Source organism: Gemmiger sp. (genome assembly GCF_057431175.1).
Map to the genome: position 1 here is coordinate 26,990 of NZ_DBMDDV010000010.1, position 15,414 is coordinate 42,403.

Annotated in this window: 12 protein-coding genes; 5 read left to right on the forward strand and 7 right to left on the reverse strand. The window is 60.6% G+C overall.

Annotated features, from left to right (window positions below; all coding sequences use genetic code 11):
• Window positions 1-165 precede the first annotated feature (165 nt).
• Window positions 166-1,143, forward strand: a complete 978-nt coding sequence (locus ACZO0A_RS05480) for a TIGR03943 family putative permease subunit (protein ID WP_215691615.1) — start codon at window positions 166-168, stop codon at window positions 1,141-1,143.
• Window positions 1,144-1,307: 164 nt separating this feature from the next.
• On the opposite strand, the gene ACZO0A_RS05485 is transcribed toward ACZO0A_RS05480, so the two are convergent.
• The 3 genes from ACZO0A_RS05485 to ACZO0A_RS05495 form a co-directional block, all read right to left on the reverse strand.
• Window positions 1,308-2,273, reverse strand: coding sequence for a L,D-transpeptidase (locus ACZO0A_RS05485; protein ID WP_302376226.1), 966 nt, complete (start codon window positions 2,271-2,273; stop codon window positions 1,308-1,310).
• 9 nt (window positions 2,274-2,282) lie between these two features.
• Window positions 2,283-3,482, reverse strand: coding sequence for a pyridoxal phosphate-dependent aminotransferase (locus ACZO0A_RS05490; RefSeq protein ID WP_486846142.1), 1,200 nt, complete (start codon window positions 3,480-3,482; stop codon window positions 2,283-2,285).
• Window positions 3,483-3,775: 293 nt separating this feature from the next.
• Complete coding sequence (locus tag ACZO0A_RS05495) at window positions 3,776-4,432, reverse strand: HAD family hydrolase (RefSeq protein ID WP_215691612.1); 657 nt, start codon at window positions 4,430-4,432, stop codon at window positions 3,776-3,778.
• 171 nt (window positions 4,433-4,603) lie between these two features.
• Here ACZO0A_RS05495 and ACZO0A_RS05500 point away from each other — a divergent pair, with 171 nt between their 5' ends.
• The gene (locus tag ACZO0A_RS05500) at window positions 4,604-5,464 is read left to right on the forward strand and encodes an undecaprenyl-diphosphate phosphatase (protein WP_302376230.1); all 861 of its coding nucleotides are present in this window, start codon (window positions 4,604-4,606) and stop codon (window positions 5,462-5,464) included.
• A 180-nt stretch (window positions 5,465-5,644) separates the two neighbouring features.
• On the opposite strand, the gene ACZO0A_RS05505 is transcribed toward ACZO0A_RS05500, so the two are convergent.
• From ACZO0A_RS05505 to ACZO0A_RS05520, 4 genes are all read right to left on the reverse strand, one after another.
• Window positions 5,645-7,351: an LPXTG cell wall anchor domain-containing protein gene (locus ACZO0A_RS05505; protein ID WP_302376231.1), complete on the reverse strand. Its 1,707-nt coding sequence runs from the start codon at window positions 7,349-7,351 to the stop codon at window positions 5,645-5,647.
• 290 nt (window positions 7,352-7,641) lie between these two features.
• Complete coding sequence (locus ACZO0A_RS05510; protein ID WP_302376233.1) at window positions 7,642-9,093, reverse strand: sensor histidine kinase; 1,452 nt, start codon at window positions 9,091-9,093, stop codon at window positions 7,642-7,644.
• Window positions 9,086-9,778 (reverse strand): response regulator transcription factor, encoded by a 693-nt coding sequence (locus ACZO0A_RS05515; RefSeq protein ID WP_215691609.1) that lies wholly within the window; start codon window positions 9,776-9,778, stop codon window positions 9,086-9,088. The genes ACZO0A_RS05510 and ACZO0A_RS05515 overlap by 8 nt, the downstream gene beginning before the upstream one ends.
• A 147-nt stretch (window positions 9,779-9,925) precedes the next feature.
• On the reverse strand, window positions 9,926-11,719 hold the full coding sequence (locus ACZO0A_RS05520; protein WP_302376235.1) for a Na/Pi cotransporter family protein: 1,794 nt from the start codon (window positions 11,717-11,719) through the stop codon (window positions 9,926-9,928).
• 783 nt (window positions 11,720-12,502) lie between these two features.
• On the opposite strand from ACZO0A_RS05520, the gene ACZO0A_RS05525 reads away from it, so the two are divergent.
• The 3 genes from ACZO0A_RS05525 (at window position 12,503) to pstA (ending at window position 15,391) form a co-directional block, all read left to right on the forward strand.
• On the forward strand, window positions 12,503-13,468 hold the full coding sequence (locus tag ACZO0A_RS05525) for a substrate-binding domain-containing protein (RefSeq protein ID WP_302376236.1): 966 nt from the start codon (window positions 12,503-12,505) through the stop codon (window positions 13,466-13,468).
• A 128-nt stretch (window positions 13,469-13,596) separates the two neighbouring features.
• Window positions 13,597-14,490 carry a phosphate ABC transporter permease subunit PstC gene (pstC, locus tag ACZO0A_RS05530; protein ID WP_215691606.1) on the forward strand — a complete coding sequence of 298 codons (894 nt, stop codon included), beginning with the start codon at window positions 13,597-13,599 and terminating at the stop codon, window positions 14,488-14,490.
• Between the two features lie 55 nt (window positions 14,491-14,545).
• The gene (gene pstA / locus ACZO0A_RS05535) at window positions 14,546-15,391 is read left to right on the forward strand and encodes a phosphate ABC transporter permease PstA (protein WP_302376268.1); all 846 of its coding nucleotides are present in this window, start codon (window positions 14,546-14,548) and stop codon (window positions 15,389-15,391) included.
• Window positions 15,392-15,414 lie beyond the last annotated feature (23 nt).

Sequence of the window (15,414 nt, forward strand, 5' to 3'; positions counted from 1 at the left end):
TATGCCGCCCGCAGCTTTGCCGCAAACGACCGTCTGCCGTACACGCGCGGGCCGCATATATGCGGCCCCTACAACTCGGCTGCGATGGAGCGCCGCAGTTGTGGCGCACGGCTCGGGAGGGATAAATCCCTCCCCTACGAATATTTCTCCCGAAAGGACACCCCTATGCCTAAACAAATCCCTGTCTACCTCTTTGTCGGCCAGCTGGAAAGCGGCAAGACGAAATTCATCCAGGAAACGATGGAGGACCCCAACTTCGACTCCGGCGACAAGACCCTGCTGCTGGTCTGCGAGGAAGGTGAGGTCGAGTACGACCCCTCCAAGTTCGCTTTCGGCGGCGTACACGTTGCCCAGATCGAGGACAAGAGCGAGCTGACCCAGGAGAACCTGACCGCCCTGGAAAAGAAATCCGGCTGCGGCCGCGTCATCATCGAGTACAATGGTATGTGGCTCGTGCAGGAATTGTACGACGCCATGCCGGACAACTGGCTCGTCTACCAGTGCCTGGCGACTGCCGACGGCACGACCATCAAGACCTACGCGGGCGACAGCGCCATGCGCAGCCTGCTGTTGGACAAGATTCGCGGCAGTGAACTGTTGGTCGTCAACCGTGCCGAGGCCGTCAACGACGACGAGAGCCGCCAGCTTATCCACAAACTGGTACGCCAGGCCAGCCGCCGCTGCGATATCGCCTACGAGTTCAAGGACGGCAGCGTTGCCTACGACGACATCCCCGACCCGCTGCCCTTTGATATTGACGCCCCGGTCATCGAAATCCCCGAGGAGTTCTTCGGCGTCTGGTACATGGACTGCATGGATGACCCGAAGAAATACGACGGCAAGACGGTAAAATATCTGGCCCAGGTCTGCCAGACCCCGCAGGCCGGCAAGGGCGCGTTCGTGCCCGGCCGTTTCGCCATGACCTGCTGCGTGCAGGATATCCAGTTTGTGGGTATGCCCTGCAAGTACGACGACTACAAAAAGCTCGAACAGCGCAGCTGGATCAACATTACCGCCAAGGTCAACGTTAAGTATCATCCCATCTACAAAGGCCAGACCCCGGATTCCACCGGCCCGGTCCTGACCGCAGTCACCGTGGAGCCGGGCGAAAAGCCCGCCCAGGATGTGGTGATGTTCAGCTAAAAGTACCACAAAAAAGCACCTGCTTTCGTGAGAAAGCAGGCGCTTTTTTGTTGGTCGGCTTGTAGGGGCCGGGCATGCCCGGCCCGCAGCCTCCCCGCAGACGACCGTCTGATTTTATGTTGAGGGCCGGACATGTCCGGCCCCTACGGTGCGGCTTCTCCTTTTTACCCTCTCGTTCCCTCAATCTTGGAATCCGTGCTCCAGCCTTGCAAATCGGTGGGCGTCAAACTGGACATCCAATTCTCGTGCTCGTTCTCCCACTGGTCCCAGGCGGCCTGGCTGCGGATGGCTGTGCCGCTCTCGAAGCTATCGTCCCAGGGGTTGACCGGGTCGGGATCGGTGGGGTCCCAGCCGCGCTTGTCCTCGTCGTCGGGGTCGGTGTAGATCGTGCCGGGCTTGCCCATCGGGCCGGGGTCCTTGTCGTTATAAATCACGACCGGCGTGCCCAGCGGGCAGTTGTCATAGATCCACTTCACGTCCACCACGGCCAGCCGGATGCAGCCCAGGCTGGCGACGGTGCCCAGCTTGTTGAACTCGTCGTACTCCACGTCGTCCTTGTGCTGGCTGTAATACGGCACGCTGTGGAACAGGTAGCCGTCGTAAATGCGGGTGGCGTACTGGCCGTAGCTCGGGCCCATCAGCAGCCGCCAGCTGTAACTGACCGGCGTGGCGTAGTACCCGGTGGGGGTGTCGTTGCCCGCGCTGCACACCATGGCCATGTAGGGCGCGGCGTACTGGCCGGTGGCGGCATCCACGGTGTAGACCGTGACGACGCCCGCCTCACGGTTGACCGCCAGCAGATAGGGGTAATCGGCCTTGGCGTCCAGCGTCAGGCCCCAGCGGCCGAACTGCTCCACCAGGCTCGCCAGCGTCTCGGCGGCGTTGTCATCCCAGGTTGCGGGGTCCTTCACGTCGGGGGCGTCCTTGGTGGCGTTGTTCGTGGCGGAGGCCATGGCGGGCACCATCGTCGGCTCCGGCGTGGCGGTGGGGGCGGGGGTGCTTTCCGGCGTGGTGGTGGGCTGTGCCGTGGGCACAGGGGTGGGGTCCGGTGCGGCGTTGGGCATTTCTACACAGCTGCACAGCAGGGTGACAACCAGCAAAAGCGGAAGAATACGGCGTAAAATCGACATAAATGCTCCTTAGTGTTTGGTGACGCCGTACTCCTCGGCGACGAATTTTTCCAGCGCGGCAAAGCTGCGGCGAACCTTCTCGGTTTCGATGCAGTACGCCATGCGGAAGTAGCCCGGGCAGCCAAAGCTGTCGCCGGGGACCAGTGCCAGGTCATATTGCAGCGCCTTCTGGCAGAACACCTTCGCGTCGTCCTCCAGCGCTTTCGGGAAGATATAGAACGTACCATCGGGCTTTACGACCGTGAAGCCCAGGGCTTTCAACTCGTCGTAGATCAGGTTCATGTTTGTCTCATACACGGACAGGTCGCTGGTCACGTCCAGGCAGCGCTCCACGGCCATCTGGATGAGGGACGAAGGGCAGTTGTGGCCGATCCCGCGGGAAATTTGGCCGCACATCGGCACGATGTACTTGGCCCCCTCGCACCGGGGGTTGGCGGCCACATAGCCCATGCGCTCGCCCGGGATGCTCAAGCTCTTGGAGAAGGAGTAGCAGGTCAGCGTATCATCGTAGAATTTGGCAGGGTAGGGCGTGGCGGCGCCGCCGAACGCGATCTCGCGGTACGGCTCGTCGGACAGCAGGAAGATGTGGTGGCCGTACTTGGCGGACGCCTCGGTCAAAAAGTCCGCCAGCTGCCGCAGGGTCGCCTCGCTGTACGCGGTGCCGCTGGGGTTGTTGGGGCTGTTGATGAGCACGGCGGCGGTGTTTTCGTCCACCAGCCCGGCAAAGGCATCAAAGTCGATCTGGAAATCCGCGCACCGGGGCGGTGTGACCCGCAGCGACAGGCCCGCGCCCTCGACATAGGGCTTGTACTCGGGAAAGAAGGGGGCAAAGGTCACGATGTTCTGCCCGGGCACAGCCACGCAGCGCAGGGCGTGGGCCAGCGCACCCGCCGCGCCGGTGGTCATAAAGATATGGTCAGCGGTGTAGTCCATGCCAAAGCGGCTGTTCAGGCTCTCGGCCACGGCCTTCCGGGTCGAGGGCAGCGTCAGCGTCGGCGTGTAGCCATGCAGCTGGACCAGGTCGGTGTTTTTCAGCAGGTCTTCGCAGGTCTCGGTGAACTGCGGCGGGCAGGGGACAGACGGATTCCCCAGCGAATAGTCAAAGACATTCTCGTAGCCGATTTCCTTGCCCCGCGCGGTGCTCCACTCAGAAATTTGGCGGATAACCGACTTGGCCCCCAGCATATCTTTATAGTGCTGTGCAATCATAATAACAGCTCCTTTGTAAAATGTTTGTCGAGATGCGGGAGGGGGAACGGCAGTCCCTACTGGGTACTTCCCGCCGCCGCAAACGGCCACGGCGGCCAGAGGGCTGGCCGCCCTACATGTGACACGGGAAAGGCTGCTCCCCTGCGGGGCGTCGAGGACGCCGCCCCCCTACAATCCTTGCCGTAAACCTTCCGGCCACCCTGTAGGGGCCGGGCATGCCCGGCCCGCAACTTACCGACAAATCCCTTTTACGGTCAATCCGTAGGGGAGGGATTCATCCCTCCCGGGCACCCTCACCCCAAAATCACCTTTTCCAGGGCGGCGGCGTCCTCGGCCAGGTACTCTGCCCCGGCTTCGGTCAGCTCCTCGCGGGTCCGGAACCCCCACAGCACGCCGCAGCAGGGCAGACCTGCATTGTGGGCGGTCTCCACGTCCACATTGCTGTCACCCACATACAGCACGCCGCCATCAGGCTTTACGCCAAGCGCCGCCATCAGCGCCCGCGTGCCCTCGGGGGCGGGCTTTGTCGGTACGTCGGGCAGGGCACCGCGCACGATTTCAAACAGGCTGGCGTCAAAATACCGGGCTACCACCGCGCGGGCAAACTCGTCCGCTTTGTTGGAGAACACGGCCATCCGCACCCCGGCGGCTTTCAGCCGGGCCAGCAGTGTCGGTATGCCGGGGTAGGGCGCGGTCTTGTCGTGCATATGCGCGCCGTATACTTTGTCAAACTCGGCCAGCGTGGCGGCCAGCTGGGCCGGGCTGCGGCAGTCGGCGGGGCTGAACCGCTCCACCAGCTTGGGGATGCCGTTGCCCACAAAGTAGCAGTATTCGGCCGCCGTGTGCTGGGGCCAGCCGTGGGCCGCGCAGACCCGGTTGGCCGAGTCGGCCAGATCGTCGATGGTATTCAAAAGTGTGCCGTCCAAATCAAACAGTACGGTTTTATACATTTTCCAAAACCTCTTTGCACAAGAAATCACTCTTATTATAGTTGCATTTGACGAAAACAGCAACCCACCGCGCCCATTTACAGTAAAAAAGATGTAAAATCTCAAAAAAATGTTCCCATTTTCTTGTTTTATGGTATGATAGTAGGTAGCAAATAAGGAGGCTTCCCACTTATGGAATTGTTTTTGGACCTACTGCGCTCGGTCGTCTACGGCGTGATCGAGGGCATTACCGAATGGCTGCCCATCTCCAGCACCGGCCACATGATTTTGGCCGAGCAGGTGCTCAAGTTCAGCCTGAGCGCGGAATTTATGGAGATGTTCCGCGTCGTCATCCAGCTGGGCGCGATCATGGCGGTCGTGGTGCTGTATTTTAAAAAACTGTGGCCGTTCTGCGGCGACAACGGCTGTGATTCCGGCCTGGCAAAGCACATCCGCTGGCCTGTGCTGCGCCTGTGGCTGAAAATCATTGTTGCCTGCCTGCCCGCTGCCGTGCTGGGCCTGCTGCTGGACGACTGGATGGACGCGCATTTTTACAACAGCGTCGTCGTGGCGGTCATGCTCATCGTCTACGGCATCGCGTTTATCCTCATCGAGCGCCGCCCCCGTGTGCCCGCCACCACCAAATTGAGCCGCATCACCTACAAGCAGGCGATCATCATCGGCGCATGGCAGGTGCTGGCGCTCATCCCCGGCACGTCCCGCAGCGGCGCGACCATCATTGGCGGCCTGCTCTGCGGCATGAGCCGCGCCTGCGCGTCGCAGTTCACCTTCTTCCTGGCAATCCCGGTCATGGCGGGTGCGTCGGGCCTCAAGCTCGTCAAGTTCCTGGTGGGCGGCGGCGTGTTCACCGTTGCCGAGGTCGGTGCCCTGCTGGTGGGCTGCATCGTGGCGTTTGTCGTGTCCATCATGGCAATCCGCTTCCTGATGGATTACGTCAAGAAGCATACCTTCACGATCTTCGGCTGGTACCGCATCGCCCTGGGCATCCTGGTTCTGGGTATCTGGGCATTGCAGACATTTGTGCTGGCGTAAAATACACAATAGAAAATCCGCTGCTTCCCCATGCCGGGGGAGCAGCGGATTTTTTTGTGGCGGTTGCGCGGTAGGGGCCGGGCATGCCCGGCCCGCGGCTTTCCCGCAGGCGCGATTTTACCTTTCTGTTGCGGGCCGGACATGTCCGGCCCCTACAACTCTATGGATTTTTCGGGAACGTTACCCTTTCTTGCGCCCGATCCACAGGGCCGCGCCGCCGCTCACTACCAGCATCACCCACAGCAGGGCAATATTCGCGCCATCCCCGGTAGCGGGAATCGCGCTTACCGCCTGCGGGGCAGGGGTGGCTGTGGGCGCAGCGGTGGGAGCCGTAGTCGGTGCAGGCGTGGGGGCCTGGGTCGCAGCCGGGGCGGTGCTCTCCTGCGGGGCCTGGGTGGGGGCCGCGGTAGGCACCGCTGTGGGGGCTGCCGTCGGCGCGGGCTTCTTCTCCAACGCGGCAAGGGCACGCTGGATGTCGGCGGCCATGGTGTCCACTTCGCTTTGCTGGGTAATATCCTTCGTGCGGTCAACGGCATCAATGGCCGCCTGCACCGCCGCAAAATTGGTGTAATCGTCCTTGTTCAGGGCGTTGGCCTTGGTGATGGCGGCGTCCACGGCGGTGTAGTCCGCGCCTTTCAGCACCAGGTTTTTCACCGCATCCCGGATGGCCTGTGCCATGGCATCAACCTCGCTCTGGCGGGCAATGCCATACCCGCGCACGACATTGGCAACGGCGGTATCCACGGCAGAAAGGTCGGTGTACAGCGTGCGGTCAAGCTCGTTGGCCTCGGCAAGAGCGGCGTCGACTGCGGTATAATCGGCGGGGCTGGAACCCAGAATGGGGAAACCGTTGCCGTTCGTGAAAGCCTCGCCCAGCCGGTTTGCAACTGTGCCGTTGGCGAATTCTTCCGCGGTCTTTTCGGTGGAAGTATCTTCTGTTAGCGTATTGTATCTGCCAGGGGTAACAGTAACGTTGCCCTGGTAACAGTTGGTGGTGAAAATTTTTGCGGTGTAATCCGAACCATTCGTTTGCAAGCAACCAACAAAAGCGCCAACTCTGTTAAAGTTGTACTGACTGTCAGCTGCGATAGAAACTTGGGTGTTATAGATAAAGCAATTCGTAAGAGAGAGAATCTCCTCAGTAACTTGACCGCAGAAGCCGCCGACACAGTTACTATTCTGTACGTTGGAAGAAGAAGCAGTAACGGTGGAATTGGCTACATAGCAATCGGTAAAGGAAGAAGAACCGTTAGCATAGCTATCATCCAGTTCACCGATAAAACCGCCACAGTATTCAGAAGACTGAATTTGATTGTTTACGGAAGCACATTTGGTAAATTTGCCGACAGAGGAAAGGCCGACCAATCCGCCAGCACGGTTACTGTTGCTAGGGGCACGGCTGCTGCTTAGTTTGGAGCCAGAAACAGAGCAGTTGGCGATTTCAGAATCAAGAACGAAACCGGCAAGACCACCGGCAAAGGCTTGGTCATTATCACCTACCGCAGAAAATTCAACTTTCTCTATATGTAGGTTGCTGATAGAACCAACACACACACTGCCAAAAATACCGGCAAGTGTATAACCGTTGTCCGTTATGCCGGAGGAAACGGCATTGCGAATTACATGATTGCCACCGTCGTAGTGACCGGAAAAGTAAAATTTGGATTCATCACTATACCCGATAGGGTCCCAGGCTGCGCCCTGCAAATCAATATCTGCAGTCTGCTTAAAGTAGTACCCGTGGAAGTTGCCGATACCGCCGCAAACATTGGCATCGGCATCACAGTCGATAGCTTTGCCGCTATTGATGTAATCCGCCAGCGCCTTTAAATCGGCGGCGGTACTGATAAGCCAGGGGTCGTCCTGCGTGCCGCTGCCCCCGCTCAAAAATTCATTGGGGGGGGGTGACGGCGAAAGCCGAGATGGGCAGTGCGGTGAAGCAGAGCACCAGCGCCAGCAGCAGACTTAGGAACTTGCTGTTGTGTTTCATGGGTTCGCGTCCTTTCCTGTAATAAAATACTATATAAAGTTATTTTAATACGCACATGGGCAAAATGCAAGATGGGTGGGGAAATTTTGGGGAATGAGAAAGAAAAAACCGGAACGGCTGGGGGCCGTCCCGGTGGTGGGGGTGTTAAGGGGATAGGGGCTTTTGCGATCCAGCCTTTATGGCAGCCTTACCCCTTCGGGAAGGTCACCCGTATCGTCGTGCCGGTCCCGACCTGGCTTTGCAGGTCTATCTTCGCATCATGCAGCAGGGCAATGTGCTTGACGATCGCCAACCCCAAGCCCGTGCCGCCGGTGGCTTTGGAACGGCTCTTGTCCACGCGGTAGAACCGCTCAAACACGCGGGTCTGGCTGTCCTGGGGGATGCCGATGCCGTTGTCCTCGACCTCAAAATAGGGGCAGCCGTCATTGCCAACGCCGCAGCGCAGCTCCACATGGCCGCCCGGGCGGTTGTAGCGGATGGCATTGTCGCACAAATTCTGCGCAAGCTCGCTCAACTGGTCGCGGCTGCCGCGCACGGTGGCGGGCTTGACGTCGTATTGCAGCGTTACATAGGCCCGGCGGGCGTTCACCGTCATGTTCTGGGCCGTCTCCTTGACCAGCGCGGCCAGATCCACCGGGGCAAACTCGGTCACGGTCTCACGGCTGTGGCTGGCCTGGGTGCTGTCCAGCTCGCTCAGCTGCAAAATATCGCTGACCAGCGCGATCATCCGCTGTGCTTCCTTGTGGATGCGCGCGGCGAACGTCGGCACGTCGGCGGGCTTTGCCATGCCGGTTTCGATCAGCTCGGCATAGCCGGAAATGCTCGTCAGCGGGGTTTTCAGCTCATGGCTGACATTGGCGGTAAACTCCCGGCGCATCGTCTCGTTGTCCTCCCGCAGCTTGCGGTCGGTCTGGATGGTCCGTGCCAGGGGGATAAGCTCCTGATAGGGCACATCGGCCTCGATGGTGTCCAGGTGCTCGGCCAGGTGGTTGATAGGCTGCACCATGCGGCGGGTCAGCCACCAGCTGAACAGCGTTGCAGCGGCCAAAATCAGAACCATGGCCGCGCAGAGCAGCGGCAGGGTGTCGGTGCTCAGGCCCCAGATGTTGGCAATATCCTCGCCCACGCGCAGCACCTGCGCACCGTCGGGCGTGTCGATGCGCACGGCGTAGTAGTGGGTCTCCCGGCGCACAGTCTCACTCTCACGGGTGACGCTGGCGGTGCCGTCGGCCATGGCCTGCTGGAACTCCGGCCGGTCGGCGTGGCTGGGCAGGTGGGAGTCCATGACGGCGTACACGGTGTTTGCGGCATCGTAGACAAGGGCCGAGGTCTGGCTGTCAAACAGCACGGTGCCGTCGCCGCCGATAAGCGTAAAGCGCGGCGCATCAACGCCTGGTTTCGGCAGCAGGCTGACCAGCGTTTTGGCGTCGTGGGTGGGCTGGGCCTTGTAGGCAGCGGCGTAGCTGCCGCCCAGCTGGGCCAGGTAGTCGTCCACGCGGTCGGTGTAGCTGCGTTGGAACAGAACGGTGGCCGCCGCCAGCATGGCCAGTACGCAGAGCACGCCGGTCAGGATCAGGCCGCGCCGATAGCGGCGGGTCATGCTCAGGGGCTGTTTTTCGCGGCGCTGCTCGTCAGTCATCACTGCCCTCCGTGCTCAGCTTGTAGCCCACCTTGCGCACGGTGCGGATAGCCTCGCCCGCCGCGCCCAGCTTTTGGCGCAGCGTGCGCACGTGCATATCGATGGTGCGGGATTCCAGCAGATCATCGGTGTCCCAGACGTCCTTCATGATGCGTTCACGGGCCAGGACTTCCTCCGGGTGCTCCAAAAACAGATGCAGCAGCGCATATTCTTTAAAGGTCAGCTCTACCGGCGCACCGCCGACGCGGACCGTGCGGGCCATGTCGTCCAGTACGATTTCGCCAAAATGCAGCGTCGATGCAGCGGGCGCGGGGGCGGCCGCCCCCGCGCGGCGCAGCACAGCCTTGACGCGGGAGATGAACTCCATGATGCCGAAGGGCTTGCACAGGTAGTCGTCCGCGCCGTGGTCCAGCCCCTTGACGACGTCGATCTCGCTGGTCTTGGCCGTGACCATAATGACCGGGATGGACGCCGTGGCGGTGTTGGCGCGGAGCTTGGTCAAAATCTGGTAGCCGTCCTCGTCAGGCAGCATGACGTCCAGAATGACCAGCTCGGGCCGGGTATCGCGCAGTGCAGCCCAAAAGCTGGCCGCGTCCTCGCAGCCGCGGGCGTCATAGCCGTTGGACTGCAGCGCGTATTGCTCCAGCTCACGGATGCTGGAATCGTCCTCGACGATATAGATCATAGTAAATACTCCTTACTATAAACGTAGGGACCGGGCATGCCCGGCCCGCGGCTTTGCGTGGCCGTCCGATAACGGGCGGCTGCTTTTCTGTTGCGGGCGGGGCATGCCCCGCCCCTACAAAAAGGCTTCCCCCTCGGGGAAAGGCTTTCAGCCTTCGGCCTGATTCTCCGCAGGCTCGGAATATGCCTCCGGCGGGAAGGTGTAGCGGCCACGGTATTTCTCGTAGCGCTGCTCAAATTTTACGCTGCCGCCGTGCTTGACGTTGGCAAGATACTCGTGGGTGTCGAACTTGTCCGCCGCAACCTCGATCATCGCGACCGCAATGTTCGAGCAGTGGTCGGCGATGCGCTCGTAGTTCGTCAGCAGATCATCCAGCACAAAGCCGTACTCGATGGTGCAGACACCGGCCTGCAAACGGGCAATGTGGCGGGTCTTGACCTCGCGCACCAGGCCGTCCACGACCTGCTCCAGCGGCTCGATCTTGCCGGCGGCGTAGGTGTCGCCCTTCTGGAATGCGTCCACCGTGCGGTTGACGATATCCTGCACGGCGGCTTCAAGAACGGACAAATCGTTGAGGGCTTCCTCGCTGAATTTGATGCTTTTCGTGCGGATCTCCTCGGCCGTTTTGATGATGTTCACGGCGTGGTCGGACACACGCTCAAAATCGCCGATGGTGTGCAGCAGCGTGTTGATGGTGCGGTTATCCTCGCCCGAAAGATGCTTGGCGCTCAGCTTGACAAGGTAGGTGCCCAGCACGTCCTCATAATGGTCAACAGCGTCCTCTTTGCGCAGGACTTCATCCGCAATGGCGTCGTTCCAGATGCGGGTGGTGGACATGGCCTGCAAAAGCGCGGTGCGGCAGATTTCCGCCATATCGCTGCCGGTCAGCATGGCGCGGCCAACAGCCACAGAGGGGGTGGTGAGCAGACGCTCGTCCAGCAGGGTGTTCTCCTGCTTTTTGTCGGCGGGGGAGTCGGGCACGGTCAGGATGGCCAGCTTTTCCAGCAGGCGGTTGAAGGGCAGCAAAATAGCGGTCGTTACCACGTTGAAAACCGTGTGAACGATGGCAATGCCGAAGGTGTTGGCGGTCTCGTTAAAGAAAGAGAATTGGATCAGCGCGTTCAGCCCGTAGAACCCGCACAGAAAGAGAATCGTGCCGATAACGTTAAAATAGAGATGGACAAAGGCGGTGCGCTTGGCGTTTTTGTTGGCACCGGCGGAGGAAATCAGCGCTGTGACGGTGGTGCCGATGTTCTGGCCCATGATGATGGGCACGGCGGCGGAGTAGGTGACGGCGCCGGTGCTGGTCAACGCCTGCAAGATACCGACGGAGGCCGACGAGGACTGCAAAACAGCCGTCAGCACTGCGCCCGCGATAACGCCGAGGATGGGATTTTTGAAGCTGAGGAACAGGTCCATGAACCACGGCTCATCCGCCAGGGGGGACATAGCGCCGGACATCGTGTTCATGCCGGCCATCAAAATGGCGAAGCCCAGCAGGATTTTACCGACGCCGCGCTTGCGGTCCTTGCCGATCATATACATCCAGATGCCGATAAAGCCGAGGATCGGACTCCAGGCATTGGGGTTCATCATCTGGGTGATGAAGTTGTCGCCCTCGAGGCCGGACAGCGACAGCAGCCAGCCGGTGACGGTGGTGCCGACATTCGCGCCCATAATGACGCTGATGGCCTGATGCAGTTCCATCAAACCGGAGTTGACGAAACCAACGGCCATAACGGTGGTGGCACCGCTGGACTGGATCACGGCGGTGACGGCCATGCCGAGCAGCAAGCCGCGGATGGGGCTGCTGGTCATGGTGGACAGGATACCCTGTAATTTGCTGCCGGCGGTCTGCTCCAGCGCTTTCCCCATCAGGTCCATGCCATACAGGAACATGGCAATGCCGCCCATCAGGGTGAACACATTAAAAATGGTCATCCGGTGTTACACATCCATTCTCTTATTTTGTTTACACTATACCGCCTTCTATTATAATGTATGCGTGCAGACTACACCACCACAGGAAAGTAAATGTTGTGTAAAATTTGTGTAAAGCCGCAGGGAGCGGCAGTCTCCCGGAAGGTTGTTCTTTCTTTTGGCAGCAAAAGAAAGAACCAAAGAAAACTGCCGCTGTTTCGACGCAGCGGACCCGCGACCTAGGGGCTGCACGCCCCTAGGAACCCCAAAGAGGAGGTCGGAAGTTTCGGCGGCTAAACGGACGCAGTATTACTGTCCGTTCTTAACGCCGCCGAACCTTCCTCCACTTTAAATTCGGGTGTTCCCCCGAACCCCCGTTACCGGAAACAGCAGTCCGTAGGGGCCGGGCATGCCCGGCCCGCAACTTACCGCAAAATCCCTTCTACGGTTTAATCCGTAGGGGAGGGATTCATCCCTCCCGGGCACTTCCCGCCACCGTAAACGCCACGGCGGCCAGAGGGCTGGCCGCCCTACAGCCCCACTTAAAAATCCGTGTGTAGGGCGGGGTGCTCTCACCCCGCCGCCGCTCTTCCCATCCCGCACCCCCGCTGTTTTTGCATATTCTTTACAAACTTTACCGTTCCCACACAAAACCGGGGACATCTTTGCAAAAGCTTTACCGCGATTGTACCATACCATGGTCGATACCCGCAAAAAAAGGCGGTACAATAGGGTCGTTCCGATGAGAACACACCCAAAACACTATACCAAAAACAATATTGGGGAAAAGGGAGAATACTTTACATGAAACGTACTTCTGCAATCGCTGCTTTTACCGCTGCCGCTCTGGCACTGAGCCTTGCCGCCTGCGGCTCCGCTGATTCCACCGCTGACACCGCCGCCGAGAGCACGGCGGCTTCCACCGAGGCTGTCTCCTCGGAGGCTGCTTCCGAGGCTGCCCCTGCCGAGAGCACCGGCGACTTCGACCCCGACCAGGATATCACCGTCATCTCCCGAGAGGACGGCTCCGGCACCCGCGGCGCTTTCATTGAGCTGACCGGCGTTGAGGAGAAGAACGCCGACGGCAAAAAGGTTGACAACACCACCGAGGCGGCCGCCATCCAGTCCAGCACCAACGGCGTCATGACCGCTGTTGCCAACGATGAGACCGCTATCGGCTACATCAGTCTTGGCTCTCTGAACGACACCGTCAAGGCCGTCACGGTCGGCGGTGTGGCCGCCTCCGCCGAGACCGTCAAGGACGGCAGCTATGTACTGGCCCGTCCGTTCAACATCGTTACCAACGGCGATGCCACCGATCCCGTGGCCGTGGACTTCATCGCCTACTGCCTGAGCAAGGACGGTCAGGCACTCGCCACCGATAAGGGCTACATCGGCGAGGACGGCGCGGACTACACCTCCGCCCAGCCTGCCGGCAAGATCACCGTCGGTGGTTCTTCCTCCGTCTCTCCGCTGATGGAGAAGCTCATCGAGGCCTACAAGACCGTCAACCCCAACGCCGAGCTTGAACTGCTGACCACCGACTCCACCACCGGTGTTTCCGGTGCGCTGGACGGCACCTACACCATCGGTATGGCCAGCCGTGAACTGAAGGACTCCGAGACCGAGGGCGGCGCCAAGGCTACCGTCCTGGCACTGGATGGCATCGCCGTCGTCGTCAACCCTGCCAACACCACCGAGGATCTGACCGTTGACCAGATCAAGGGCATCTACACCGGCGAGCTGACCACCTGGGCCGACGTGCAGTAAAGTATAGCAGCACCATAGGGGCGGGGCATGCCCCGCCCGCAGCGTACCCGTGACCGCGCGGTTATGGGAAGGCCGCGGGCCGGACATGTCCGGCCCCTACATGGCATATAACCAAAGGAGTATAGGAAATGACCTCCAAGCTAAAAGAAGGCGTCATGCAGGTGGTGTTTACCCTCTGCGCCTGTGTATCCATTCTGGCGGTCGCGCTGATCTGCATCTTCCTGTTTGCGAACGGCGTGCCTACTTTGTTCAAGATCGGCCCGCTCAAGTTCCTGCTGGGCACCACCTGGAAGCCCGGCAACGATATCTTCGGCATCCTGCCGATGATCCTGGGCAGCATCTACGTCACGGCGGGGGCTATCCTCGTCGGCGTGCCCATCGGCCTGCTGACCGCCATTTATATGTCCAGGTTTGCCTCGCCCCGCATCAACAAAATCATGCTCCCGGCGGTGCAGCTGCTGGCGGGTATCCCATCGGTCGTGTACGGCTTCTTCGGTATGATCGTGCTGGTGCCCGCCGTGCAGGCCATGGTCAAGACGCCCTTCTTCAAGACGGTGCTCCACGTCAAAAGCGGCAAGGGCATGAGCCTTTTCACCGCCGCCGTGCTGCTGGGCATCATGATCCTGCCCACCATCATCACGGTCAGCAAGACGAGCCTGGACGCCGTTCCCAACAGCTACTATGAGGGCAGCCTGGCCCTGGGCGCGACCCATGAGCGCAGCGTTTTCTGCGCGGTGCTGCCCGCCGCCAGGTCCGGCGTGCTGTCGGCGGTCATTCTCGGCATCGGCCGTGCCATCGGCGAGACGATGGCGGTCGTCATGGTCGCAGGCAACCAGACCTGGATGCCCAAGGGCCTGTTCCAGGGCCTGCGCACGATGACCTCCAACATCGTCATCGAGATGGGCTACGCCGCCGACCTCCACCGCGAGGCGCTGATCGCCACCGGCGTTGTGCTGTTCATCTTTATCCTGCTCATCAACCTCTGCTTCAGCCTTGTGAAAGGGGGCAGCGACCATGCCTGAGATTGCCGCAACGCAAACGGCCGCCGATATGACCTATGCAAAACCCCATGAGTTCATGCCCAGCGGCGGGCAGAACCGCCGTGCCGCCCGCGCACAGGCTGCCGCGCTGCGGTGGCTCGTGCGGATCGCCGCCTTCCTGACGGCCGCCGTGCTGGTGTTCCTGATTGGCTACATCCTCGTCATGGGCATCCCTAACCTCAAGCCCGAGCTTTTCGCATGGGAGTATAACTCCGAGAATGTCTCGCTGATGCCCGCCCTCATCAATACCGTGCTGATGACCGCCTTCGCGCTGCTTATCGCCACGCCGCTGGGCATCTTTGCCGCCATCTGGCTGGTCGAGTACGCCCGCCGCGGCAGCAAGCTGGTCAAGGTCGTGCGCGTCACCACCGAGACCTTGCAGGGCATCCCGTCCATCGTCTACGGCCTGTTCGGTATGCTGTTCTTCGTCACCCAGCTGCACTGGGGTTACAGCATGATCGCCGGTGCATTCACGCTGGCCATCATGGTATTGCCCGTCATCATGCGCACGACCGAGGAAGCGCTCATCGCCGTGCCCGATTCCTACCGCGAGGGCAGCTTCGGCCTCGGCGCGGGCAAGCTGCGCACGGTGTTCACCATCGTGCTGCCCAGCGCTATGCCCGGTATCCTGTCCGGTGTCATTCTGGCCACGGGCCGCATCGTGGGCGAGACTGCCGCGCTGATCTACACGGCCAGCTCGGTCGCAAAGATCCCCACCAGCGTATTCAGCTCCACCCGCACGCTGGCCGTACACATGTACCTGCTCTCCAACGAGGGTCTCTACATCGGCCAGACCTACGGCACCGCCGTGGTGCTGCTGGTGCTGGTGCTGGTCATCAACTGCCTGTCCGGCTTTCTGGCCGGCAAGCTGGCGAAGAAGTAAAGCCGCCTGCGGGGCGTCGAGGA

Excerpts from the sequence above, each read along its gene's own strand:
- ACZO0A_RS05480 (WP_215691615.1), top strand. The coding sequence starts at position 166 with ATGCCTAAACAAATCCCTGTCTACCTCTTTGTCGGCCAGCTGGAAAGC.
- ACZO0A_RS05485 (WP_302376226.1), bottom strand. The coding sequence starts at position 2,273 with ATGTCGATTTTACGCCGTATTCTTCCGCTTTTGCTGGTTGTCACCCTG.
- ACZO0A_RS05490 (WP_486846142.1), bottom strand. The coding sequence starts at position 3,482 with ATGATTGCACAGCACTATAAAGATATGCTGGGGGCCAAGTCGGTTATC.
- ACZO0A_RS05495 (WP_215691612.1), bottom strand. The coding sequence starts at position 4,432 with ATGTATAAAACCGTACTGTTTGATTTGGACGGCACACTTTTGAATACC.
- ACZO0A_RS05500 (WP_302376230.1), top strand. The coding sequence starts at position 4,604 with ATGGAATTGTTTTTGGACCTACTGCGCTCGGTCGTCTACGGCGTGATC.
- ACZO0A_RS05510 (WP_302376233.1), bottom strand. The coding sequence starts at position 9,093 with ATGACTGACGAGCAGCGCCGCGAAAAACAGCCCCTGAGCATGACCCGC.
- ACZO0A_RS05515 (WP_215691609.1), bottom strand. The coding sequence starts at position 9,778 with ATGATCTATATCGTCGAGGACGATTCCAGCATCCGTGAGCTGGAGCAA.
- ACZO0A_RS05520 (WP_302376235.1), bottom strand. The coding sequence starts at position 11,719 with ATGACCATTTTTAATGTGTTCACCCTGATGGGCGGCATTGCCATGTTC.
- ACZO0A_RS05525 (WP_302376236.1), top strand. The coding sequence starts at position 12,503 with ATGAAACGTACTTCTGCAATCGCTGCTTTTACCGCTGCCGCTCTGGCA.
- pstC (WP_215691606.1), top strand. The coding sequence starts at position 13,597 with ATGACCTCCAAGCTAAAAGAAGGCGTCATGCAGGTGGTGTTTACCCTC.
- pstA (WP_302376268.1), top strand. The coding sequence starts at position 14,546 with ATGCCCAGCGGCGGGCAGAACCGCCGTGCCGCCCGCGCACAGGCTGCC.